Below are 22,749 nucleotides of genomic sequence, written 5' to 3' on the forward strand. Positions count from 1 at the left end.
TTTTTTCATCTTCTTAATTTTACCTACAGACATGAAAATCTTATTTACCAAAAATATAGACCAAACCATTATATCCAAAGAATTAGGAGAGGATAACATGGTTGACTGTATTGAGGTAATTAAGACCAAACCTATTATGATCAGTCCTTTTGATCTGAAAAACTATTCTTTGATTTTTACCAGTGTCAACGGAGTAATTTCGTTTTTTAAAAACAATTTTAAGCCCAATGAAAATTTCACTGCAAAAAATTACAATAAGATCTATTGTGTGGGCGAAAAAACGAAAAGGGAATTGAGAAAACATGGGTTTGGAACATTTAAGGTTTTGAAAAATGCTGAAACTCTTTCTAGGTTTATTATCGGGAAATGCCAGCAAGAGCAGTTTCTCCATTTCTGTGGGAATCTTGCCATTAATGTTCTGGACAAGGAACTTCCCTTACAAAACATTAAGTACAAAAAAGTTACGATTTACAACACCGAAGAAACCAATCCTTTAATAACTGAAAAATATCATGCTGCAGTATTTTTTAGTCCGAGCGGAGTTCGTAGTTTTGCAAGGCGAAATTCTCTGGAAGGGATGACGCTTTTTTCAATTGGCGAAACCACTTCTGGTGAGTTGAGAAATTATACGCAGGAAGAAATTTTTACTTCTGAAGAAAACACACTGATTTCGATCTTTGAACTGATAAGAAGAGAAATCAGGAATAAAATTTAGAATATCAGTTACCGAACATAGCCGGTAATATTAGTTTAAATAGATTATGATAAAAAACGACCTATATTTAAAAGCACTTCGCGGAGAAACCGTTGAAAGACCTCCTGTCTGGATGATGAGGCAGGCTGGAAGATATCTGCCGGAATTCATTGCTTTAAGAGATCAATATGATTTCTTTACAAGATGTCAGACCCCTGAACTTGCGGCTGAAATTACCTTACAGCCGATCCGTAGATTTCCGCTGGATGCTGCGATCCTGTTTTCAGATATTCTGGTAGTTCCTCAGGCAATGGGAATCGATTTCAAAATGAAGGAATCTGTTGGACCATGGTTAGACACTCCAATCAGAACAATGGAGCAGGTTCAGAATATTGAAACTCCGGATGTGAATGATACTTTAGGCTACGTTTTTGATGCTATTGAACTGACTCTTCAGAAGCTTGACAATAATATTCCATTGATCGGTTTTGCCGGTTCTCCATGGACTATCCTTTGTTATTGTGTGGAAGGAAAAGGAAGTAAAGCTTTTGATATTGCAAAATCTTTCTGTTTCCAACAGCCTGAAGCTGCTCATTTATTATTACAGAAAATTACAGATACTACGATTGCTTATTTAAAGAGAAAAGTAGAGAAAGGTGTTTCTGCAGTACAGGTTTTCGATTCTTGGGGAGGAATGCTTTCTCCGACTGACTATCAGGAATTCTCATGGCAGTACATCAATCAGATTGTTGAAGCATTAAGCCCGCTTACCCATGTCGTTGTATTTGGAAAAGGGTGTTGGTTTGCTCTTGAAGAAATGACCATGTCTAAAGTCTCTGCTTTAGGTGTTGACTGGACCATTAAGCCTGAACTCGCAAGAACATTAACAAACCATACGATGACGCTTCAGGGGAATTTTGATCCTGCAAGACTTCATTCTACTCCTGAGACGATCAAGAAGATGGTAACTGAAATGATCAACCGTTTTGGAAAAGACAGATACATTGCCAATTTAGGACACGGAATTTTACCTAATATTCCTGTTGAAAATGCTGAAGCATTCATCAGAGCAGTTGTAGATTGGAAACCGAATATTTAAGGTTTATTTCATACAAAATAAAATCCCTTTCAAAATAATTGAGAGGGATTTTTTATAAGAAAAAATTAGTAATTAATTCACTTCGGTAATAAAAGCTTCTTTAGGCTTTCTCACTTTCGTAAGATTCACCAACCAGTCTGATTCCGTATTTCTGTACCCGATTGGTAACAACAAAACACTTTTTAACCCTTTTTCTTTTAAGTTTAGTATTTCATCTACTGCATCAGGTGAAAACCCTTCCATGGGTGTAGAATCTACTTCTTCAAAAGCAGCTGCGATAATGGCCGCCCCGAAGGAAATATAAGCCTGTTTTGCAGCGTGGGTAAAGTTTTCTTCAGCAGATCTTTGAGGATATGTTCCCAACAGCATTTGTCTGTAGTTTTCCCAACCTTCATTTTTAAAACCTCTGATCTCATTGGTAAGGTCAAACATACTGTTGATTCTCTCTTCTGTATAATTATCCCAGGCAGCAAATACCAAAAGATGCGAACAGTCTGTGACTTGTGGCTGATTCCATGCATGAGGCTTAATTTGCTCTTTTACCTCCTGATTAGTGATCACAATGATCTCAAAAGGCTGAAGCCCGCTGGAAGTTGGTGCCAGTCTTGCCGCTTCTAATATTTTATCCACTTTTTCCTGTGGTACTTTTTGACCGTTCATTGCTTTGGTTGCAAATCTCCAGTTCAGTTTTTCTATTAATTCCATTAAATTAAATTTAGACTAAGGCAAAATTACTCCAAGAAGAAAGACGAGCAGATATAAAAATTCCTATCTCAGAGATTGTCAAAGTCTATTATTTACAGGCTGGTTCGTAATATTCTATGAATTAAACTAATAAGCCCTCCAAATTTTGAGAATTTATTAGTTTCCCCGTGATATTTTTAATTATCTTCATGTCACCATTAACATTTTAAATCATTGAATATGAAAAAATTAAACAAAGACAAAATGAAAAGCATTATGGCTGGAGGAGAAATCTGCCTTGAATGCGCCATTGGATATTATCAGGTTATTATTAATGGCCGATGTGATTGCATTCCATGGGAATAAAAAAAGCAGCTTAATAGCTGCTTTTTAATTTATATAATAAAGAATATTGTATGATTAGCTCAACATTCTTTGTGCCTTCTTAACGCCTTCTACCAGACTATCAATTTCCTCGAAAGTATTATAAACAGCAAAACTAGCTCTCACTGTTCCTGCAATATTAAAGAAGTTCATGATAGGCTGTGTACAGTGGTGTCCTGTTCTTACCGCAATACCCATTTTATCAAGGATCATTCCTACATCAGACGCAATCCCTACCCCTTCCAGATTAAAGGAAACCACCCCTGTTCTTTTTGCCTTTTCACCATATATTTTAATGCCTTCTATTTCCAAAAGCTGTTTCTGGGCATATTCCAGTAAAGCATTCTCATGATTCTGAATATTAGCATGGCCTACATGGTTCATAAAATCAACAGCAGCTCCTAAAGCAATATTTCCTCCTACATTCGGTGTTCCTGCCTCATATTTAAATGGAAGGCCTGCATAAGTAGTTCCTTCGAAAGAACATGTTGCAATCATCTCCCCTCCTCCATGAAAAGGCGGCAGGGCTTCTAATATCTCACGTTTTCCATATAAAATACCCGTTCCCATAGGAGCATACATTTTATGACCTGAGAATACAAAGAAATCACAATCCATCTTCTGAACATCAATATTGAAATGCGGTGCAGATTGAGCTCCATCAATAACAATATAGGCATCCGTATTCTTTCTTGTTTTAGCAATAATCTCTTCAATAGGATTCACAATTCCCAACGCATTGGAAACCTGGTTTACAGAAACTACTTTAGTCTTTTCGCTTAAAAATTGGTCAAAATGATCCATTTGAAGGATCCCATTTTCATCAATAGGGATCACTCGAAGTTTTGCTCCCGTTCTTTCGCAAAGCATCTGCCAAGGAACAATATTGGAATGGTGCTCAAGATATGAAATAATGATCTCATCATCTTTCTGCAATTTCTGTGTTAAAATATAAGCGATAAGGTTCAGCCCTTCTGTTGTTCCTTTTGTAAAAATCACTTCAAAATCATGCTCAGCATTGATGAATTTCTGGATTTTTCTTCTTGAAAGTTCCATTTCTTCTGTAGCAAGCTGGCTCAGGGTATGAATCCCTCTGTGAACATTCGCATTAAGTTCTGTATAATATGTGTGACAGACATCCAAAACTGAATTTGGCTTTTGAGATGTAGCTGCATTATCCAGATAAACCAAAGGCTTACCGTTCACTTCTCTGTTCAATATAGAAAACTGACTTCTTATTTCCTGAATGTCAAACATTTATTTATTTTTTAAATTAAAACGTCCTTATTTAGAACACTTCAAATTTACGGTTTTTTTTCTGAAAGAAGGCATGGGGTTGTATGCTGATACTTGTCAGCTGATAGAAATATTCGATGGTTTGTGGTGAAGAAAAACGATGAGATAAAGCAAGCTGGGAAGGATAAAAGTAAAAGTTCACTTATTTATCTTTTCATTACACCAATAAAAAACCCGCCAAAATTGACGGGTTCTTATATTGTTTAAATAAGCAATTCTTATTCTGCTGCAGATTCTGCTGCTTCAGGAGCTGCACCTTCTTCAGTTGCAACTTCTTCTTCATCTTCATCATCCATTGCAGCTGCACCACCTTTCATTGCATTTCTAGACATCTTAACAGCAACTACTACTGCGTTGTCAGGGTGAACGAAAGAATATCCTACTGTTTTGATGCTACCGATGTAAAGTTTGTTACCGATTCTTAATGGAGTAACGTCTACAACCACTTCATCTGGCAAGTTAGCAGGAATAGCTTTTACTTTTAGCTTTCTGAAAGACTGACGTAAAACACCACCAGCTACAACACCTTTAGAACGTCCAACAAGTCTTACTGGAACTTCCATAACAACTGGCTTATCGTCAGATAGTTGGTAGAAGTCTGCGTGAAGAATTTTGTCCGTGATTGGGTGAAACTGAATATCTTGAAGAACTGCTGGAATTGTTTGACCATCAACTTCAATAGATACCGTGTGTGCTTCAGGAGTGTATACTAACCCTTTGAAAGCTCTCTCTTCAGCAGAGAAGTTCAATGGTGCACCACCTCCATAAACAACACAAGGAACTAATTCAGCATCACGTAAAGCTTTTGTAGACTTTTTGCCCACGCTTTCTCTTTTTGTACCTTGAATTGTAATAGATTTCATTTATAAAAATTTAAAAAATTGTTCTAATTATAATTTGCAACTCGCTTAAAATCAATTAAATAACAAACTTACTGCTAATTGATTTGTGCTCATGAACCATTGTCATAACATCTGCAAATAATGGGGCGCAAGATAGCACTTTTATTTTAGATGACAAATTATTTTTAACAGGAATTGAGTCAGTTACAATAACTTCCAAGAGTTTTGAGTTCTCAATATTATCGTAAGCCTTTCCTGAAAGCACTCCGTGAGTTGCCATTGCTCTTACTGTTTTTGCTCCTTTTTCAATTAAGATTTCTGCTGCTTTACAAAGCGTACCTGCAGTATCAATCATGTCATCGATAAGGATTACATTTTTACCTTTCACGTCTCCAATAAGGAACATTTCTTCTACAACGTTTGCTTTTTTTCTTTCCTTGTAAGCAATTACTACTTCAGCACCTAAGTGTCCTGCATAGTTTTTAGCTCTTTTTGCACCTCCCATATCCGGAGAAGCAATGGTAAGATTATCAAGATTCAATGATCTGATATAATCTACAAAAATACTTGAAGCATACAGGTGATCTACCGGAATTTCAAAGAATCCTTGAATCTGATCTGCGTGAAGATCCATTGTCATCACTCTTGTTGCTCCCGCTGCTGTAAGAAGGTTGGCAACTAACTTAGCACCGATCGGCGCTCTTGGTTTGTCTTTTCTGTCCTGTCTGGCAAGTCCGAAGTAAGGAATTACAACGGTAATGCTCTTTGCAGAAGCTCTTTTCGCTGCATCAATCATTAGAAGAAGCTCTAAAAGATTGTCTGCAGGAGGGAATGTAGATCCGATTAGGAAAACTCTTCCTCCTCTTACAGATTCGTCCAAAACAGGCTCAAATTCCCCGTCGCTGAACTCCTGAAAGTTGATTTTTCCTAATTCTTTCCCATAATTCTGGGCAATTTTCTCTGCCAAGTCCCTGCTGGTTCTTGTACAAAATAGATAACTTAACTGATCGGCCATTTTTACTTTTTAAAAGATTTTGCAAATTTAAAAAAAAACCACAAGATTTACTCTTGTGGTTTCTAAGTTTTTATTTTATCAATTATTAAGGGAACTTAACTCCTGAATATTTGTTCGGATCTACCTGTGGAAGTGTAGATTTATATTTAGCATTGATAGACTTAATAAATTCATTAGCAATAACACCATATCCGCGTCCTGTAAGGTGTACCCCATCTAAAGAGAAAGCCCCACCTGTTACAAATTTCGCAGTATATTTCACGCCGTCATATGAAATACCAGATTGTCCGTTCAGTTCCAGCATTTTAGCTCCTGAATCTACAAAAGCCAATCCATAAGAGTCAGCAAGTGATTTTATAGATGTATTATATGCAGTAGTAGCAGTTTTCACATAACCAGCTTCTGTTTTTGTTAAAACATGTTGGTTTTGTAATGGATAAGAAATACCATAAATATTTACCGGAGCCGGAACCCCTGCAGCAGTACTTCCAATCACAGAACTCGTAGTAAGCAGGATATAATCATCTGCAGTAGCCTGTCTAGCCTGTCCAAAGATTTGTCCAAAAGCTGTTGCTGTAGGCAATCCTAAAGAAGGAGTCAAAGCAGCAGTAAGCTGAGCTGACAGATCCGTAAGAGCAACATCTTTAATTAAAACTGGATTGGGTCCGGATGCAGAAAGTAAATTAATTCTATCTCCGGCACCAAAAGCGGTAAGCGCCTGCTTCAAAGGACCATATAAACTTGTATTAAGAGTTGTCAGGTTCGAACCTAAAAGAGCAGGTGTCAAAGGGTTATAAGGCACCGTAGTAAAGAAAGGAACTGAAGTAACAGAAGGAATATTAGCAATAACACCTTTTGTTGTTCCTACACTTTTAAGGCCATCTAACACAGCTTTAATAGATCCAGCCAAAAGTGCAGGATCAGAAATATCATTTGATTTGTAAGTCGTAGGATTTGTATTTCCAGTCTGAACAGTAGCAGCAGTATAAGTGGTAACTCCTCCTACGGTCTGAGAGTTTGTTCCTCCATTGGTAGCATACGATAATACGTCATTATTTCCTATCCAAAGAGAAAAGAATGTTGCCTTCTGAGCCATAGCATCAGCCAATACACTTGTTGTAGCAGAAGAAGCAAACCTCACAAAATAAGGATTAGCCGTTCCTGTAGCAAGACCTGCCTGGCTACCATATCCAGGCGCCACCAGGTGAAAAGATTTTGCACCAGGCACACCCATATTATTATAAGTTCCTCCACCAGATAAGACATCTAATGCCCCTGCCGGACCACTTGCCACCGGAGACAAAGATCCATTAACCACCTGAAGATTTAATTTTCCAGGAAATCCAGGAAGATTATTGAACCCTCCTACATCATTAGGCATTAACGGTTGTTTGAAGTCTCCTCCTCCTGCAAGTCTCATTTGTCCCGCAATCATACTTGGATAAGATTCATTTTGGCCGCTACTGTATAATGCTCCATCACGATATCCGGAAGTAAGTGAATTTCCTAGTGAAATATATTTTGTAAAATCTGCATCACCTTTTGTTACCTGGATATCTTTTACATCCGTATCGAAATCCGTATTACAGCTCGTTACTGTAAAAAGAAGTGCAGAAACTGCAATTGTCGATATTATAATTTTTTTCATAGTCTTCTAAAATTAAAAAGGATTATAAGATAAACCTAGACCCAAGTAGAACGCTGTTGCCTTAGATTGTCCGTAGAAACCTAGAGTAGCGTTATTTACATTTCTGTATTGAGGCATCGCATATCCTCCTGCGATATCAATTCCGAACTGCTTCAATTTAATCCCTATCCCTCCTGTTACAACGTAAGTATCATATGAAGGTGTTTCCGGAATAAAGTTATCTGTAGTATAAGGCGCTTCATCATAATAAGCTCCCAAACGTCCGTAAATCATATTGGTGAAGGCATATTGAGTTCCCAATCTGAATGTTTTGGAGTTTTTGAAGTTCTTAGGACTTGTAAGAATAGTCGGATCTGATGGATTATTTCCGATAGGTGCATTCTCGAAATCTAAAGTAAGTTTGCTGTATCTTTCCCATCCGTGATAGTTAAAGTCAGCAGAAACCTGCCATTTCGGTGTTACTCTATATGTTAAACCTACTGTATATTCTTCAACAAGAGGAAGAACTGCTGAGAAACCATCCTGTCCTGCTGCATTCAGTTTCAGCTGTGTATAAATAGATTGAGACGGGAACTGGAATGTAGCCGTACCGTTCTTCGCTTTCATATCTATTGCAGAGCGGTAAGCAATACTCACGTCTAATTTTGGATCAGGTCTGAAATAGAAACCGAAACCATATCCATGTCCGCTTGCTTTTTTATCATTGATATTCACCTGCCCACCGAATTGTGTTACAGCTTTATCCCAATCTACAACTCCTTTTGCATAAATATAACTTGCACCAAAAGATACCCAAGGGGCAAGTTTCACAGAAACCATCGGCTGAAAGTAAAAACTCTTCAGTTCAAGTTTCTGAACCATTTCTTTACCTTCCCAGTTTTCCGGCCACTTAATTGTGCTTCCAAAAGGCGTTGTAACACTAAGACCCACTGTTAGTTTTTCTATTGGTCTATAAGTAATCGCAGCATAGAAAGGAGTTCCTACAGGGTTATCTGTTTCTGTACTTTGTAAAGTATTGAAGTTTTGAAAAGTAACCTTGTTACTTGCAGCAAACCCTCCAGCCACTACACTCAGTTTGGAAGGGATAAATGACATACCCGCAGGGTTAAAGAATGTCACACTCGCGTCTTCGGCATGAGCACTAGTATGCGCCATTGCCAATTGTTTCACCCCCTGCAGGGAAACTCTAAAGCCTCCTGCGTAAGATAGAACTCCCGCCAATAAAGCAGTTGATACTAATATTTTTTTCATAGACTATTATATATAAGTCAAATATAAAATTATTTTGAATACGTCTGTTAATATTTCCTAATATTTTAAACAATATCTTAAAAGAAAACTATGTTTAAAATAACACATTGAAATAAATACAATACAATATTTTAATTATTAAACACTTAAGTACACTATAAAATAATTAAAATCAAACTGTTTAATTTTAAACGTTTGTTTAATTATAAAATAATCTTACTCCAAAAAAATAAAGCAGGAGAGCAAATGATAATAAATGTTAATTTAAAAAAGGAGTCAAATAATTGATATTCTTTTTTTTTAATTCTTCTCCTTTTATCCCCTCTATGAGATCCTTATTCCAGTTTCGAGCTCTTATTCTTACTTAAAATACTTAAATGTTTTATGGTGAATTCAGGTTATTTAAGTATTTTAGAATTGCATAAAGATAAAAATACATAAATTTGCAGATTATAAATAATAGTAATATATGAGTTGTGGATGTAAAACATCCGGCGATTCTGCACATTCTTGTGGTCCTAAAAAAACTGCAAGTGGCTGTGAAAGTGTAAATACCTGCGGGAATAGTTATAAATTAAGTGTGTTTGACTGGCTTTCTGACATCAACAATCCGGCACCTAACAGGTGTGATTTTGTTGAAGTTAGATTTAAAAATGACAGGAAATCGTTTTATAAGAATGTAAATAACATTCCTTTACATATAGGTAGCGTAATTACAGTAGAATCAAGTCCGGGACACGATGTAGGTGTTGTAAGCCTTACAGGAGAACTAGTAAAGATTCAGATGAAAAAGAAAAAATTTTCTGAAGAATCTGCACTCAAAATATACAGACAAGCCAACCAAAAGGATCTTGAGGTATGGCAGGAAGCAAGAAAAAAAGAAGATGGTGTAAAACTTGAAGCAAGAAAAATTGCTCAAAGATTAAACCTTGAAATGAAAGTTACTGATGTGGAATATCAGGGTGATTCTTCAAAAATCACTTTTTATTACACGGCTGATAACAGAATAGACTTCAGACAGCTAATCAAAGATTACGCTGGAACTTTCCGAACTAAAATCGATATGAAACAAATCGGTTTCAGACAGGAAGCGGCTAAAGTAGGTGGAATAGGATCTTGTGGGCGTGAACTTTGCTGCTCTACATGGCTTACAGATTTCAGATCTGTAAATACCAATGTTGCAAGATATCAGCAATTGAGCATTAACCCTCAAAAACTAGCCGGGCAATGTGGAAAGCTGAAATGCTGTCTTAACTATGAGCTTGACAGTTATTTGGATGCGTTGAGCAACTTCCCATCTTCTTCAACAATGCTGGAGACGGAGAAAGGAAAAGCATTCTGTATCAAAATTGATGTTTTCAAAAAGAAAATGTGGTTTGCCTACGTAGATAGTTCTATGGCATGGTACGATTTTGACATTGATCTTGTGAAAAAGCTGATTGCAAAAAATAAAAGAGGAGAAAGAATACTTCCTCTGGAAGACCTGAAACAGCCGGAACCTTCTACTCACAATATTGACCTTATCCAGGAAAATAATGTGGATCGTTTTGAGAAGAAGAATAGAGGAAACAGGAACAGGAACAACCAAAACAACCAGAATAAGCAAAATAACAATCAGCAGGCACCGTCAGGACAAGGGCAAAAAAGAAACAGACCGGAGAGACAAGAAAGACCGGAAAGATCTGATAAAGCCGAAAATCCAAATGCTCAGTCCGGAAACCAGCCTAGACCACAAAAACAACAGCCACAGCAAAAAGGACCTGTGGAAAAAGTAGAAGGCAATTCTGATGCTGACAATAAACCACAAAACAATCCGAACAAGAAGAAATTCAAAAAGAAATTTCCCCCAAAAAAAGATAAAGATGCGTAAAATTCTAGGATTATTTTCCCTTATCCTTTTCTTTAGCTGTAACTCTTCCTCAGGAGGAGACGTTATCATGAATTCCGTTGATAGTAAATGGAATAAGAAAAGTGAGCAAAAATTTAATCTTGAAATTTCAGATCCGCAGAATCCTAAAAATATTATATTTGTCGTAAGAAACAACAATAGTTATCCTTACAGCAATATAAGGTTCATTGTAAATTTCACCAATCTCCAAAACAAAAAAAAGGAAACCGATACCTTGAATTATGTATTGGCAAAACCAAATGGAGAATGGCTTGGTACAGGCTTTGGTGATACAAAGGAAACATTGTTTCAGTATAAATTAAATTATAAATTTCCGGGAAAAGGAAAATATGAAATCGGCTTGACTCAGGCAATGAGAAACGATAACCTTCCGGGAATTGAGGATATTGGGGTAAAAATAGAAACGGCTAAACCGTAACCATAAATGGAAGAAAACAAAAAAAATGCAGGAAATAAGGGGAAAACATTTCCTCTGCCTCCCAAAAAAAAGAAAGATACCTCCTGGAAAAAATGGGTTTCATTTATTTGGATTGGACTCATTGCAGTAGTTCTGGGAATTTCGGGGCTTTTCTTTGCGGTTTCCCAAGGATTCGTTGGGGAAATGCCTGATGTAAAAGAACTGGAGAATCCAGATATCTTTGTCGCTTCTGAAATTATTTCTTCAGACGGAGTCACTTTAGGTAAATTTGAAAAAGAAAAAACGCAGCCTATCGTTTATAAGGACCTTCCTCCTTATCTTATTTATGCTCTTCAGGCTAAAGAAGATGAACGTTTCAAAGAACACTCAGGAATCGACTTATATTCCGTTGCCAGAGCTGTAGCCTATGGTGGTGGACGTGGTGGTGGTTCTACCATTACCCAACAGCTTGCAAAACTTCTTTTTACAGGGAACGCTTCTCAGAACAAAGTTGAAAGAGGATTCCAGAAATTAAAAGAATGGGTTGTAGCAGTAAGTCTTGAGAAAAGATATACCAAAGAAGAGATCATCACTCTTTATTTCAATAAATTTGATTTCCTTTTCAATGCTAACGGTATAGAAATGGCTTCCAGAGTTTATTTTAACAAAAAAACTTCGGAACTTACATTACCTGAAGCTGCAACATTTGTAGCAATGCTTGAAAATCCAAGAAAAAACAATCCTTACAGATATCCTGAAAAGGCAAAAGAAAGAAGGAATGTCGTATTGGATCAGATGCAGAAGACCGGATATATTGATGCTGCTACCTATGAAAAAGCAGCCAATACTCCGATCGAAGTAGACTTCCACCCTATTAAAAGCATTACTGACGGATATTCTGCTTATTACAAGTTTTATCTGAGAAAAGAGATTGACAAATATCTTGACGCTAATGAAAAAGAAACCGGTAAGAAGCTTAACCTTTACAAAGACGGTTTAAAAATATATGTAACCCTTGATTCTAAAATGCAGAAGTATGCAGAAGAGTCTATCAAGGAGCACTTAACTGATCTTCAGAAGAGATTTGATGCAGAACAGAGAGGAAGAAAAAACAGACCTTTCTATTATCTGAATGATAAACAAATCCAAAGCGTGATGCTTCAGGCCATGAAAAGAACCGGCCGATACAAGCTTTTAAAAGCTGACGGCATGCCTGAAGACTCCATTATGATGGAATTCAAGAAACCTATCAAAACTTCAAGATTCACATGGAATGGTGAAGAAGAGGTAGAAATGTCTCCTTGGGATTCTATCAGATACCACAAACAAATTGCACAGGCCGGCCTTATGTCTATGGTTCCCGGAACAGGAGAGATCAAGGCATGGGTAGGTGGTATAGACTGGCAGCACTTCCAATATGACCACATCAAGCAAGGTAAGAGACAGGTAGGATCTACCTTCAAGCCTTTCGTATATGCAACTGCTATTATGAAACTGGGAATGACTCCTTGTTCAGCTGTTTCTAACGGAACTTATGATCATAACGGATGGCATGTACCGGGAAGAGGAGGAATGCTTACTTTAAAAGATGCATTGGCTCACTCTCAAAACCCTGTTGCTGCAAGACTTATTGAAATGACAGGAGTAGATGCTGTCATCCAGACCGCAAGAGATCTGGGAGTAACAGAAGATATTCCGAGAAACAATACAATCGCTCTAGGTTCATCAGACATTACAATTTACGAGATGCTAGGAGCTTATAGTACTTTTGCCAATTATGGTAACCACAACAAACCGGAAATGATCTGGAGAATTGAAGATGCCAATGGTAGAGTAATTAAGGAAGTAAACGTGGAACCAAAAGAAGTAATGAACCCGATGTATGCTTACACCATGATTGAACTGATGAAAGGTGTAGCACAGTACGGAACTGCTTCTGGAGAATTAGGAAGAAGAGGAATCTCAAAAGCGGTAGAAATTGCTGCTAAAACTGGTACAACTCAGAACAACTCCGATGGATGGTTTATGGGAATCACTCCAAAATTAGCAACCGGAGCATGGGTTGGATGGGAAGACAGAGCCACTCACTTCTTCGGCACAGGTGAAGGTCAGGGTGCGAAAATGGCATTACCGATCTGGGCAATCTTCATGAAGAAAGTATGGGCAGATAAGAGTTTAGGAATAACTCCTGACGATAAATTTGTCAAACCTTCAGATTGGAAAGACGGTTGTTCAAACCTTAAAGGCTTAAGCGGAGGATATGGAGATGATGGAAGTCTTCAGACCATCGATGAGATCAAAAATCCAAGACCGGCAGATCCAACTCCTAAAAAACCTACAGAAAAGAAAGAGGACAACGTCAATGAAAACCTTCATTCCAATGATGAAGTAGATTTCAATAAATAAATTCTCTTTTAGAAATACACAAGACCTTTCAATTATTTGGAAGGTCTTTTCTTTTATAATTAATACCTTTGAAGCATGAATATCGAACGTATCAGACAGCCTTTTATTGAGAAATTCCCTGGTGATTTCTCCAACAATTCTATGCAGAGAAACACTCCGAAGGTTTTATTTGCCACCACCAAACCTGCTGGCTTTGACAAACCTGAACTGATTGCTTTTAATGAAGCTTTATCAGAAGAAATAGGATTGGGGAAATTTGAAGATAAGGACCTGAATTTCCTGGTAGGAAGCAACCTTCCTGAAAACGTTCAAACCTATGCCACAGCCTATGCAGGACATCAGTTTGGAAATTGGGCGGGCCAGCTGGGAGACGGAAGAGCGATCCTCGCAGGTGAAATCACCAATGAAGCCGGTAAAAAGACAGAAATTCAATGGAAGGGTGCAGGAGCCACTCCCTACTCCAGACATGCTGATGGAAGAGCTGTATTAAGATCTTCAGTACGGGAATACCTGATGAGCGAAGCCATGTATCATTTAGGAGTACCTACAACCAGAGCACTCAGCCTGGCATTTACAGGAGAAGATGTGATGCGCGATATCATGTATAGTGGAAATCCACAACTTGAAAAAGGCGCCGCGGTCATCAGAACAGCTGAAAGTTTTATACGCTTTGGGCATTTTGAATTGATGTCTGCCCAAAGAGAATATAATACCTTACAGGATCTTGCCGATTTTACCATTGAAAACTATTTTCCGGAGATTACATCCACCGACAGTCAGAAATATAGAGACTTTTTTGAAAGGATCTGCATCCGGACTGCCGAGATGATCGTGGAATGGTTCAGAGTGGGGTTTGTACATGGAGTCATGAATACAGATAATATGTCTATTCTCGGATTAACAATTGATTACGGACCTTATTCTATGATGGATGAATATGATTTGAATTTCACACCCAATACAACTGACCTTCCCGGAAGAAGATATGCATTCGGAAAACAGGGACAGATTGCTCAGTGGAATCTCTGGCAGCTTGCCAATGCCCTTCACGCATTAATTAAGGATGAAAAATTTTTAGAAGACACCCTGAATCGTTTTGGAACATATTTCTGGGAAGCCCATGATCAAATGCTTTGTAAAAAATTTGGATTTGATCAACTTCAAAAAGAGGATGAGGAGTTCTTCACCAATTGGCAGGGATTAATGCAGGAACTTCAGTTAGACTACACCTTGTTTTTCACCCAACTGGAAAAAATAACTCCATCTACCGATATAAAAGAACACTTTAAAGATGTTTCTTATGTTCCCATTAATGAAGAAAAGCTTTTAAAACTTACCAGCTTTATAAAGAACTACGAAGCAAGATTAAGCTTAAACTCTATTTCAAGAGAAGATTCAACAGCGATGATGAAAAAAACAAACCCCAAGTTTATTCTTAGAAATTATCTCCTTTACGAATGCATCGAAGAGATCAGTAATGGTAAAAAAGAAATGCTTGAAAAACTCACCAAAGCATTAGAATCTCCCTATCAGGAAATATATCCTGAGTTCTCCGTCAAAAGGCCATCTGGCTATGATGACACTGCAGGATGTTCTACACTTTCATGTAGTTCGTAAGTGAAAATATTCATAAAACACTAAAAAACAAGTAATTATTTTCATTTTTTTATTATATTTACTAATAACTTAAAACCAAAAGCAAATGAAAACAAAATTACTATTCATGTTCTTAGTCTCTTCCATACTAGGGAATGCACAGATTCTCACAGAGACTTTTCAGGGTACGACATTTCCTCCCACGGGCTGGACAACAGGCACAAATGTAGCCGCCAGACCTTGGGGATTTACCACAACGATATTTAACGCATCCGGGCAAACAACATTTAATATTACAGGCGGAAAATCTGCAGGTATTGGATGGATTGCCCAAGCCCAGGACGCTCATTTAACAAGTCCTTCATTTAGTTTAGTAGGAACAACCAATCCTGTACTGAAGTTTAATGCTAAAATAGGATATGAATACATGGTTTCCCCTAATCCTAACGGAGATTTGAAGGTAGAAGTATCAACAGACGGAGGAACGGTATGGAATCAGGTATGGGTTGAAGAAAACTACGGCGTTTATACTGACTACGAAACACTGGCTATCACAGTAAGTTTAACTCCATATGCAGGACAGGCAAACGTTAAATTCAGATTCCGTTATGTTGCAAATGATGCAGACAGTCTTTCAATAGATGATATACAGGTTTTGGCTAGTGCTACATTATCTACTCAGGAAGCTTCTGCTAAAGCTAAATCTGTTACAGATATTTATCCCAACCCTACAAAAGGAGAAGTCAATATAAAAACAGACAAAAAGATAAAATCTGCTATAGTATTTGATATTTCTGGAAAATCTCTGATCAATAACAATTCTGAAAGAATAGATATCTCTTCACTTCCAAAAGGAACCTATCTGTTGAAAGTAGATTTCTCAGATGGAACTTCCACCACAGAAAAAGTGATCAAACAATAACAACGTTTATACAATCTTTACACAACCACCAATTTTGGTGGTTTTTTATTTTACTTTTGCAAAAAATTTGACACGTGTCTTTTATCAAAACAAAAATCATCAGTTTCTTTAAACTTATTTTTCCTTCCACCTATGCCGAGCTGGTTGTTTTCCTGTTTTTTATTACCTGTTATGGAATTTTAGGTTCCTATATTGCTATTCATTACAGAATCATATTTGACAACAGAATACCGTGGGATGCTTATTTTAGCTTTGATAACAAATCTATCCTTATGACCGGTGGAAGCTTTGAAAGACATCCACTATCCTATTATTTCTTCAACTGGGTAAGAGAATTTTCATTATTCATTTCAGGCGGAAAAATGGATGTGAACTTCAGGCTCACCCTGGCATGGCTTAGCAATATCATTATCAGCTTAAATATTGTTCAGGTTTTCAAATACTTAAAGAATATCATCTCTCTTCCACTATGGTTAAACGTTTTGATCATTCTATTCTTTGGAACATTTTCAACCAATATTATCCTATCCTTTACTCCGGAAAATTTCACGTATACCTTATTTTTATTATCCTTATACAATTATTATGCGGCGATAAAACTAAGGAAAGAAGAAAAAACACCTGCCGCAGCCCTTTCTCTTGCAGGAATTACCATTGGAGGGCTTACCATTACCAATTTTGTGAAAGTTTTTATTCCCCTTCTTTTTGAGAAAAATCTATTCAGAGACTGGAAAAAATTCGGAAATGCTGTATTCAGAGTAGCTGTAGCCACCATTTGCTTTATACTCCTTTACTTAAACAGAATAGATTTCAAATACCAGAATATCTTTTCTAAAACAAACCAACAGTATGAAAAGTTTTCCAACGTAGAATCAATGCCGACATGGGATATGATTAGCTCATTCTTTTTCGGAGGCAATATTCTTTTCCCGGGATTCATTCTTTCAGACAAACATAACATGAAGGGATTCCATTTCAAGGGTCTTTACATGGATGTTTATTCTTCAGTATTCCCTTACCTTTTTATAGCCATATTATTAGCCCTTATAAGTTGGAGTTATTTTAAAAATTTTAAAAATAAATGGGTTCAGGTTATCACTCTTTCATTCATTGTTGACATTATCATTCACTGTGTTATGAGATTCGGACTTCATACATCATACATCTACGGAGGACACTTTGTTTTTGTATATCCTCTTCTTATAGGATGGCTTTTTTATGCGTACAAATCATCACCCAAAACACTATCATTTTTAACATTGACAGTAGCCATATTGTTTGTTTATCTTCTCGCCAATAATCTATTTAGAATGTCTGAATTTTTCTGGTTTATGGAAACTTATTACCAATAAAAAAAGCCGAGAAATTTTCTCGGCTTTTTGTTTATTTTAAAAAAGAACCTCTTCTATTTTGCTTCTGCACAGAAAATTCTGTATTGTACTGGTACTGCAGATTTGAAGTACTCTCTTATTTTTGAAAGATCCCCCGCAGCACTTTGTTTAGTGAAATAACTTCCCGCCAAAATTTTATAATTCGGTCTTAAAGAAGCATCCGTTTCTACTTTCAGATTAGGAAATCTTTTTCTGAAATAAGACTTCACTTCGTTGGCTTCTTCATTACTTTTTACTGTTGTAATCTGAATTTTAAATCCTAAAATTCTTGGATTTTTTTTACAAATTTCAGCATTGGTAAGTTCCCTGTTTGGAATATAAATTTTGGGAGGCTTCGTAATTGTCCCTGAAGAAATTCCACTATCAATATTCGTAACATCTCTAGAAGAATTATTGGTGACAACTTTGGAACACTTCCCTTCGATTCCTTCCAAAGCTGCATTTATTTTGGAATCCATTGTCATGACAAGCTCTGTCCCTGAAAGAGTATCCTTCTTAACAACCTGCTGTGCTTCAATATTATAAAACCAAAACAATGATAATATCGAAAATATTTTAATCAAATTTCTCATTTAAACTTGTTTGCGCAAATTTATACAAATTAAAAAACTATACCAAACTAGTTATTTAGAATCAATACAAATTAAACGTAAATGATATTTTCCCTTTTCGATATACCGTTAAATTCCTGTTAAAAATATTATTTTTGCGGAATTGATTGAATGTTCAATAATTTACTAACATAAGATAATTTAAATGATTAGTTGGAGAAAGCATTATAAAAAAACGTTGATTGCAATAGGTTTATTGTTATCAACCAGTGCTTCATTTTACGGGCAAGACGGCGATCCTAAAAACGGAGAGAAACTTTTCAAAGCGAATTGTACTGCATGTCACGCGCTGGACAAACAAGTTGTTGGACCACCATTAAAGGGGGTTGTGGAACGAGTAAAGACAGAAGGTGGTGTAGACAAAGATTGGCTTCACAAGTGGATCAAAGACAACAAAGCTCTTAGAGCTTCTGGGGATAAATACGCCAATGAGATTTTTGAAAAGTTTAACAAGACTGAAATGCAGGTCTTTCCAAATCTTACAGATAAGGATATTGACGACATTTTAGCTTTCACGACTAATCCTCCTGCTCCGGAAGAGAAAAAGCCGGAAGCAACAACTGCAACTGACGCTGCTGCGGCAGCTCCTGCAGACAAAACTACTACAAACGTAGTAATCATTTCACTTTTAGCGATCGCAGGTTTACTGGTTTGGATCTTAGTTAAACTAAGACAATTGGTAACTTTAGGTCAGTCTGAAGAATTAGCAGGACTCAACGAAACAAGAGTTCGTTCGTTCAGTGAAATGTATGAGAAGTTCCACTTTATTGGTAAGGGCTTATTAGCTATTCTAGCTATTTTAGCGGCTTATGGAGTATGGAACTGGTTAATGTGGATCGGGGTTTATAAAGGGTACAAACCTGAACAGCCTATCTACTTCTCTCACAAGATTCACGCTGGAGAACAGAAAATTGACTGTCAATTATGTCACTCTAGTGCTAAATACGGAAAAGTATCTGAGATTCCTTCTATGAACGTTTGTATGAACTGTCACAGAACAATTTCAGAATACAACAAAGATCACTACATGGAGCCAGGAAAAGATAAGGCTTTCTATGACGGAGAAATCCAGAAGATCTACGCTGCAACAGGTTGGGATCCTGCAAAACAACAGTACACAGGAAAAACACAGCCGGTTGAATGGACAAGAATCCACAACATGCCAGATTTCGTATACTTCAACCACTCTCAGCACGTAGTAGCAGGTGAACAAGCGATCATCAATTCTTTCAACAAAAAGAATCCTAACAACAAAATTGACGTTGTATGTAAAGCTTGTCACGGTAAAATTGATACAATGAATGTTGTTCAGATGGCTAATGACTTTACTATGGGATGGTGTATTGAATGTCACAGAACGACTGAGGTTGATATGAACAACGGTTATAATAAAGAGTACTTCAAAAATCTACACGACAAGTTGAAAAAACAATATCCACAAGATGGAGGTAAGATCACTGTAGATGCAATTGGAGGTCTTGAGTGTGGTAAATGTCATTATTAATAACTAAAAAATTAGAAGTATAAATGGCTTCAAACAAAATACAATTCAGAAGTATTCATGAACTTAAAGACCCAGCTTTAAATGGTAAGCTGGCTCTTAAAGAGTTTCAGGAAGAAATTCCGGTAGAAGATTTCCTTGGAGATGCTGAACAAAACGGATCAAGTACTTCAAGAAGAGATTTCCTTAAATTATTAGGATTCTCTACAGCAGCAGTAACATTAGCTGCCTGCGAAGCTCCTGTAATCAAAACAATCCCTTACGTGGTAAAACCACATGATATTATTCCAGGGGTTCCTAACTATTACGCATCAACATATTTTGACGGTTTCGATTTCGCTAGTGTTTTAGTAAAAACCCGTGAAGGTAGACCTATCAAAATTGATCCAAACCCAGCAGCTGGTGATTTAGGAAAAACAAACGCAAGAGCTCAGGCAAGTGTACTTTCTCTTTATGATAATGATAAAGTAAAGCAGCCTAAACTAGACGGTAAAGACGAAACTTTCGATAAAGTAGACAGTTTTGTTCTTAAAGGTTTAGAAGAAGCTAAGGCGTCAGGTAAAAAGATTGTGCTTTTATCGCACTCTTTTGCTTCGCCTACTTTCAAAAAGCTATTTGCTGAGTTTAAGTCTAAATATCCTACAGCAGAATTAGTAACTTATGATGCTTTCCCTTATTCTGCAGCTCTAGATGCTGCCCAGGAAGTATTCGGACAGAGAGCATTGCCTGTTTATGACCTTAAAGTTTCTGAACTAGTAGTTTCTTTCCAGGCTGATTTCTTAGGAGATTATAACGCTTCAAGCTTAGAAACATCTTATGCAGCAGCTAGAAAGCCAGGTGCAAACATGTTGAGACACATCCAAGTGGAATCTAACATGTCATTAACTGGTGCTAACTCTGACTCAAGATATAGATTAAAACCAAGTGCTGTAAACAAAACTTTAGTTGAAGTTTACAACGCAATCGTAGGTGGCGGTACTACTGATAAGACTGCAACTGAAATTGCTAACGAACTTAAAGCAAAAGGAAGCAAAGCTGTTGTTTTAGCTGACGGTTCTAAAGGAGCACAGGTTTTAGCACACTTAATCAACCAAAAATTAGGATCAGTAGCTTTCACAGGTAAAGCAAACTTCCTTAAAGAATTTGATAAAGCAAGATACCAGGAATTCTTAGGATGGGTAAATGCTGGTCAGGTTGGCGTATTAATCGCAAACAACGTAGACCCTATCTACTCTCATCCAAAAGGTGAAGATTTCAAAAAATCTTTATCAAAAGTTTCTTATGTAATTGCTGTAGCTGATAAGAAAAATGAAATGTACAAAGCAGCGAAAGCTGTAATTCCAGTGGCAAACTGGCTAGAGTCTTGGGGAGATATCGAACCACAGACTGGAGTATATTCATTAATGCAGCCTACGATCCAGAAGATCTACAAATCAAGACAGATTGAAGAGTCTCTATTGGTTTGGAAGAACGGTAAAAACAATGCAGCAAATAATTACTATGATTATTTAAAATCAAGTGCAGCTTCTATCTTAGGTGCTACTTCTTTCAACAAAGCATTGTACAACGGTATTACTACTTCTAATAATGCAACAACATTAGCTTATGCAGGTGGAAACGCTGCTCAGGCTGTTGCTGAACTAGGAAACTTCAAAGCTTCTGAATTAGAATTGGTATTATATACTAAGACTTCAATGGGAGATGGTACACAATCAAACAACCCTTGGTTGCAGGAGTTACCAGATCCATTGACAAGAATGTCTTGGGATAACTACTTAACAATTTCTCCTAAAGATGCAGAGAAGTTTGCAATTGATAACGATCTTAACGCGAGAATGCAGTTGGATGGTTCTATTGTAAACCTTACTGTAAACGGAGTAACAATAAAAGATGTTCCTGTATTTATTCAACCTGGTCAGGCAGAAGGATCTGTAGGTCTTGCGCTTGGTTATGGTAAGAAAAACTCAGGAGCAACTGCAGATACAGGGGTAAACGCTTATCCTTTATTTGACGGTTCTAATCTTGCTGTTTCAGGTGTTAAAATTGAAAAAACAGGAGAAGACCACGAATTTGCAGGTATCCAGCTTCAAAATACATTGATGGGTCGTTATGAAATCGCTAAAGAAGTTCCTTTGGCTGAGTTCATCTCTGTTCCTTTTGATGATGAGCACAAAGGATGGAACAAGCCTTTGGAATACCACACAATCAGTGGGGCGCTTCCAGCAAGAAAAATTGACCTTTGGGATGCTTTCGATGATACAGATGGACCTCACTTCAACTTATCAATCGACTTGAACTCTTGTACAGGTTGTGGAGCATGTGTAATTGCTTGTCAGGCTGAAAACAACGTTCCTGTAGTAGGTAAAGAAGAGGTAAGAATGTCTAGAGATATGTATTGGTTAAGAATTGACCGTTACTATTCTTCAAGACAGAAAGTAGAAGTATACGAAGGATTGAAAGAAGGAATGGCTGTACCAGAATTGTACGGTACTGCTTTCGGAGACGGAGGTGCATTAAACCACCCTGCAGACAATCCGGATGTAATCTTCCAACCAGTAATGTGTCAGCACTGTAACCACGCTCCTTGTGAAACTGTATGTCCGGTAGCGGCTACTTCACACGGTAAGCAAGGTCAAAACCATATGGCTTACAACAGATGTATCGGTACAAGATATTGTGCAAACAACTGTCCGTACAAAGTAAGACGTTTCAACTGGTTTACGTATAACCTAAACGATAAGTTCGATTTCAACATGAACAACGATTTAGGAAGAATGGTACTTAACCCAGACGTAGTTGTAAGAACTAGAGGGGTAATGGAGAAATGTTCAATGTGTATCCAAGAAACTCAGGCTACTATTTTAGCAGCTAAGAGAGAGAACAGAAAAGTAACAGATACTGAGTTCAAGAACTCTTGTGCTTGTGCTGCTGCTTGTTCTACTGGAGCAATGACTTTCGGAGACATGAATGATAAAGAGTCTGAAGTTAGAGAATTGTATTCTAGCAACAGAAGATATTATTTACTAGAGGAGATCGGAACAAAACCAAATGTGTTCTATCATACTAAAGTAAGAAACAGAGTAGAAAAATAAAGTTTAAATAA

Annotated in this window: 18 protein-coding genes; 11 read left to right on the forward strand and 7 right to left on the reverse strand. The window is 37.1% G+C overall.

The genetic code is table 11. The features are described 5' to 3' along the window. Window positions 1-31 precede the first annotated feature (31 nt). Window positions 32-715 (forward strand): uroporphyrinogen-III synthase, encoded by a 684-nt coding sequence (locus tag DBR39_RS09775; protein ID WP_124532630.1) that lies wholly within the window; start codon window positions 32-34, stop codon window positions 713-715. 46 nt (window positions 716-761) lie between these two features. Then, entirely contained in the window at window positions 762-1,793 is a 1,032-nt protein-coding gene (gene hemE, locus DBR39_RS09780) for a uroporphyrinogen decarboxylase (protein ID WP_124532632.1), read from the forward strand. Window positions 1,794-1,865: 72 nt separating this feature from the next. Here the strand turns inward: hemE and DBR39_RS09785 are convergent, their stop codons facing one another. After that, complete coding sequence (locus DBR39_RS09785) at window positions 1,866-2,498, reverse strand: NAD(P)H-dependent oxidoreductase (protein ID WP_109737821.1); 633 nt, start codon at window positions 2,496-2,498, stop codon at window positions 1,866-1,868. A 219-nt stretch (window positions 2,499-2,717) separates the two neighbouring features. Here DBR39_RS09785 and DBR39_RS09790 point away from each other — a divergent pair, with 219 nt between their 5' ends. Beyond that, window positions 2,718-2,843, forward strand: coding sequence for a GNAT family acetyltransferase (locus tag DBR39_RS09790; protein WP_124532634.1), 126 nt, complete (start codon window positions 2,718-2,720; stop codon window positions 2,841-2,843). A 54-nt stretch (window positions 2,844-2,897) separates the two neighbouring features. Here DBR39_RS09790 and DBR39_RS09795 read toward each other — a convergent pair whose 3' ends face one another. The 5 genes from DBR39_RS09795 to DBR39_RS09815 all read right to left on the reverse strand — a co-directional run bounded on the left by DBR39_RS09795 (window position 2,898) and on the right by DBR39_RS09815 (window position 8,913). Further along, window positions 2,898-4,118: an aminotransferase class V-fold PLP-dependent enzyme gene (locus tag DBR39_RS09795; RefSeq protein WP_124532636.1), complete on the reverse strand. Its 1,221-nt coding sequence runs from the start codon at window positions 4,116-4,118 to the stop codon at window positions 2,898-2,900. 257 nt (window positions 4,119-4,375) lie between these two features. Beyond that, window positions 4,376-5,020, reverse strand: coding sequence for a 50S ribosomal protein L25/general stress protein Ctc (locus DBR39_RS09800; protein WP_124532638.1), 645 nt, complete (start codon window positions 5,018-5,020; stop codon window positions 4,376-4,378). Window positions 5,021-5,075: 55 nt separating this feature from the next. Further along, window positions 5,076-6,014, reverse strand: coding sequence for a ribose-phosphate pyrophosphokinase (locus DBR39_RS09805; protein ID WP_124532640.1), 939 nt, complete (start codon window positions 6,012-6,014; stop codon window positions 5,076-5,078). A gap of 85 nt (window positions 6,015-6,099) precedes the next feature. Beyond that, window positions 6,100-7,662: a G-D-S-L family lipolytic protein gene (locus DBR39_RS09810; RefSeq protein ID WP_124532642.1), complete on the reverse strand. Its 1,563-nt coding sequence runs from the start codon at window positions 7,660-7,662 to the stop codon at window positions 6,100-6,102. 12 nt (window positions 7,663-7,674) lie between these two features. Beyond that, on the reverse strand, window positions 7,675-8,913 hold the full coding sequence (locus tag DBR39_RS09815; protein WP_103232302.1) for an OmpP1/FadL family transporter: 1,239 nt from the start codon (window positions 8,911-8,913) through the stop codon (window positions 7,675-7,677). A 469-nt stretch (window positions 8,914-9,382) separates the two neighbouring features. On the opposite strand from DBR39_RS09815, the gene DBR39_RS09820 reads away from it, so the two are divergent. The 6 genes from DBR39_RS09820 to DBR39_RS09845 all read left to right on the forward strand — a co-directional run bounded on the left by DBR39_RS09820 (window position 9,383) and on the right by DBR39_RS09845 (window position 17,495). Continuing rightward, the gene (locus DBR39_RS09820; RefSeq protein WP_124532644.1) at window positions 9,383-10,783 is read left to right on the forward strand and encodes a stage 0 sporulation family protein; all 1,401 of its coding nucleotides are present in this window, start codon (window positions 9,383-9,385) and stop codon (window positions 10,781-10,783) included. Then, on the forward strand, window positions 10,776-11,240 hold the full coding sequence (locus DBR39_RS09825; RefSeq protein ID WP_103232300.1) for a gliding motility lipoprotein GldH: 465 nt from the start codon (window positions 10,776-10,778) through the stop codon (window positions 11,238-11,240). Before DBR39_RS09820 ends, DBR39_RS09825 begins: the two co-directional genes overlap by 8 nt. Window positions 11,241-11,246: 6 nt before the next feature. Next, entirely contained in the window at window positions 11,247-13,625 is a 2,379-nt protein-coding gene (locus tag DBR39_RS09830; protein WP_124532646.1) for a transglycosylase domain-containing protein, read from the forward strand. 75 nt (window positions 13,626-13,700) lie between these two features. Next, complete coding sequence (locus DBR39_RS09835; protein ID WP_124532648.1) at window positions 13,701-15,242, forward strand: protein adenylyltransferase SelO; 1,542 nt, start codon at window positions 13,701-13,703, stop codon at window positions 15,240-15,242. Between the two features lie 85 nt (window positions 15,243-15,327). Continuing rightward, a complete protein-coding gene (locus DBR39_RS09840) occupies window positions 15,328-16,143 on the forward strand; it encodes a T9SS type A sorting domain-containing protein (protein ID WP_124532650.1) in 816 nt (271 codons plus the stop codon). A 74-nt stretch (window positions 16,144-16,217) separates the two neighbouring features. Beyond that, a complete protein-coding gene (locus DBR39_RS09845; protein ID WP_228447810.1) occupies window positions 16,218-17,495 on the forward strand; it encodes a DUF6080 domain-containing protein in 1,278 nt (425 codons plus the stop codon). A gap of 53 nt (window positions 17,496-17,548) precedes the next feature. On the opposite strand, the gene DBR39_RS09850 is transcribed toward DBR39_RS09845, so the two are convergent. Further along, complete coding sequence (locus DBR39_RS09850; protein ID WP_124532652.1) at window positions 17,549-18,106, reverse strand: SPOR domain-containing protein; 558 nt, start codon at window positions 18,104-18,106, stop codon at window positions 17,549-17,551. Between the two features lie 184 nt (window positions 18,107-18,290). On the opposite strand from DBR39_RS09850, the gene DBR39_RS09855 reads away from it, so the two are divergent. Further along, window positions 18,291-19,649 (forward strand): c-type cytochrome, encoded by a 1,359-nt coding sequence (locus DBR39_RS09855; RefSeq protein ID WP_124532654.1) that lies wholly within the window; start codon window positions 18,291-18,293, stop codon window positions 19,647-19,649. Window positions 19,650-19,672: 23 nt separating this feature from the next. After that, window positions 19,673-22,738 (forward strand): TAT-variant-translocated molybdopterin oxidoreductase, encoded by a 3,066-nt coding sequence (locus DBR39_RS09860; RefSeq protein ID WP_124532656.1) that lies wholly within the window; start codon window positions 19,673-19,675, stop codon window positions 22,736-22,738. Window positions 22,739-22,749 lie beyond the last annotated feature (11 nt).

This window comes from Chryseobacterium sp. KBW03 (genome assembly GCF_003852415.1).
GTDB classification, from domain to species: Bacteria; Bacteroidota; Bacteroidia; order Flavobacteriales; family Weeksellaceae; genus Chryseobacterium; species Chryseobacterium viscerum.

What these genes read in the sequence shown, in the direction of transcription:
- DBR39_RS09860 (WP_124532656.1), top strand. Translation starts at nt 19,673, where the DNA reads ATGGCTTCAAACAAAATACAATTCAGAAGTATTCATGAACTTAAAGAC.
- DBR39_RS09850 (WP_124532652.1), bottom strand. Translation starts at nt 18,106, where the DNA reads ATGAGAAATTTGATTAAAATATTTTCGATATTATCATTGTTTTGGTTT.
- DBR39_RS09810 (WP_124532642.1), bottom strand. Translation starts at nt 7,662, where the DNA reads ATGAAAAAAATTATAATATCGACAATTGCAGTTTCTGCACTTCTTTTT.
- DBR39_RS09790 (WP_124532634.1), top strand. Translation starts at nt 2,718, where the DNA reads ATGAAAAAATTAAACAAAGACAAAATGAAAAGCATTATGGCTGGAGGA.
- DBR39_RS09815 (WP_103232302.1), bottom strand. Translation starts at nt 8,913, where the DNA reads ATGAAAAAAATATTAGTATCAACTGCTTTATTGGCGGGAGTTCTATCT.
- DBR39_RS09785 (WP_109737821.1), bottom strand. Translation starts at nt 2,498, where the DNA reads ATGGAATTAATAGAAAAACTGAACTGGAGATTTGCAACCAAAGCAATG.
- DBR39_RS09820 (WP_124532644.1), top strand. Translation starts at nt 9,383, where the DNA reads ATGAGTTGTGGATGTAAAACATCCGGCGATTCTGCACATTCTTGTGGT.
- DBR39_RS09830 (WP_124532646.1), top strand. Translation starts at nt 11,247, where the DNA reads ATGGAAGAAAACAAAAAAAATGCAGGAAATAAGGGGAAAACATTTCCT.
- DBR39_RS09775 (WP_124532630.1), top strand. Translation starts at nt 32, where the DNA reads ATGAAAATCTTATTTACCAAAAATATAGACCAAACCATTATATCCAAA.
- DBR39_RS09840 (WP_124532650.1), top strand. Translation starts at nt 15,328, where the DNA reads ATGAAAACAAAATTACTATTCATGTTCTTAGTCTCTTCCATACTAGGG.
- hemE (WP_124532632.1), top strand. Translation starts at nt 762, where the DNA reads ATGATAAAAAACGACCTATATTTAAAAGCACTTCGCGGAGAAACCGTT.
- DBR39_RS09795 (WP_124532636.1), bottom strand. Translation starts at nt 4,118, where the DNA reads ATGTTTGACATTCAGGAAATAAGAAGTCAGTTTTCTATATTGAACAGA.
- DBR39_RS09825 (WP_103232300.1), top strand. Translation starts at nt 10,776, where the DNA reads ATGCGTAAAATTCTAGGATTATTTTCCCTTATCCTTTTCTTTAGCTGT.
- DBR39_RS09855 (WP_124532654.1), top strand. Translation starts at nt 18,291, where the DNA reads ATGATTAGTTGGAGAAAGCATTATAAAAAAACGTTGATTGCAATAGGT.
- DBR39_RS09805 (WP_124532640.1), bottom strand. Translation starts at nt 6,014, where the DNA reads ATGGCCGATCAGTTAAGTTATCTATTTTGTACAAGAACCAGCAGGGAC.
- DBR39_RS09800 (WP_124532638.1), bottom strand. Translation starts at nt 5,020, where the DNA reads ATGAAATCTATTACAATTCAAGGTACAAAAAGAGAAAGCGTGGGCAAA.
- DBR39_RS09835 (WP_124532648.1), top strand. Translation starts at nt 13,701, where the DNA reads ATGAATATCGAACGTATCAGACAGCCTTTTATTGAGAAATTCCCTGGT.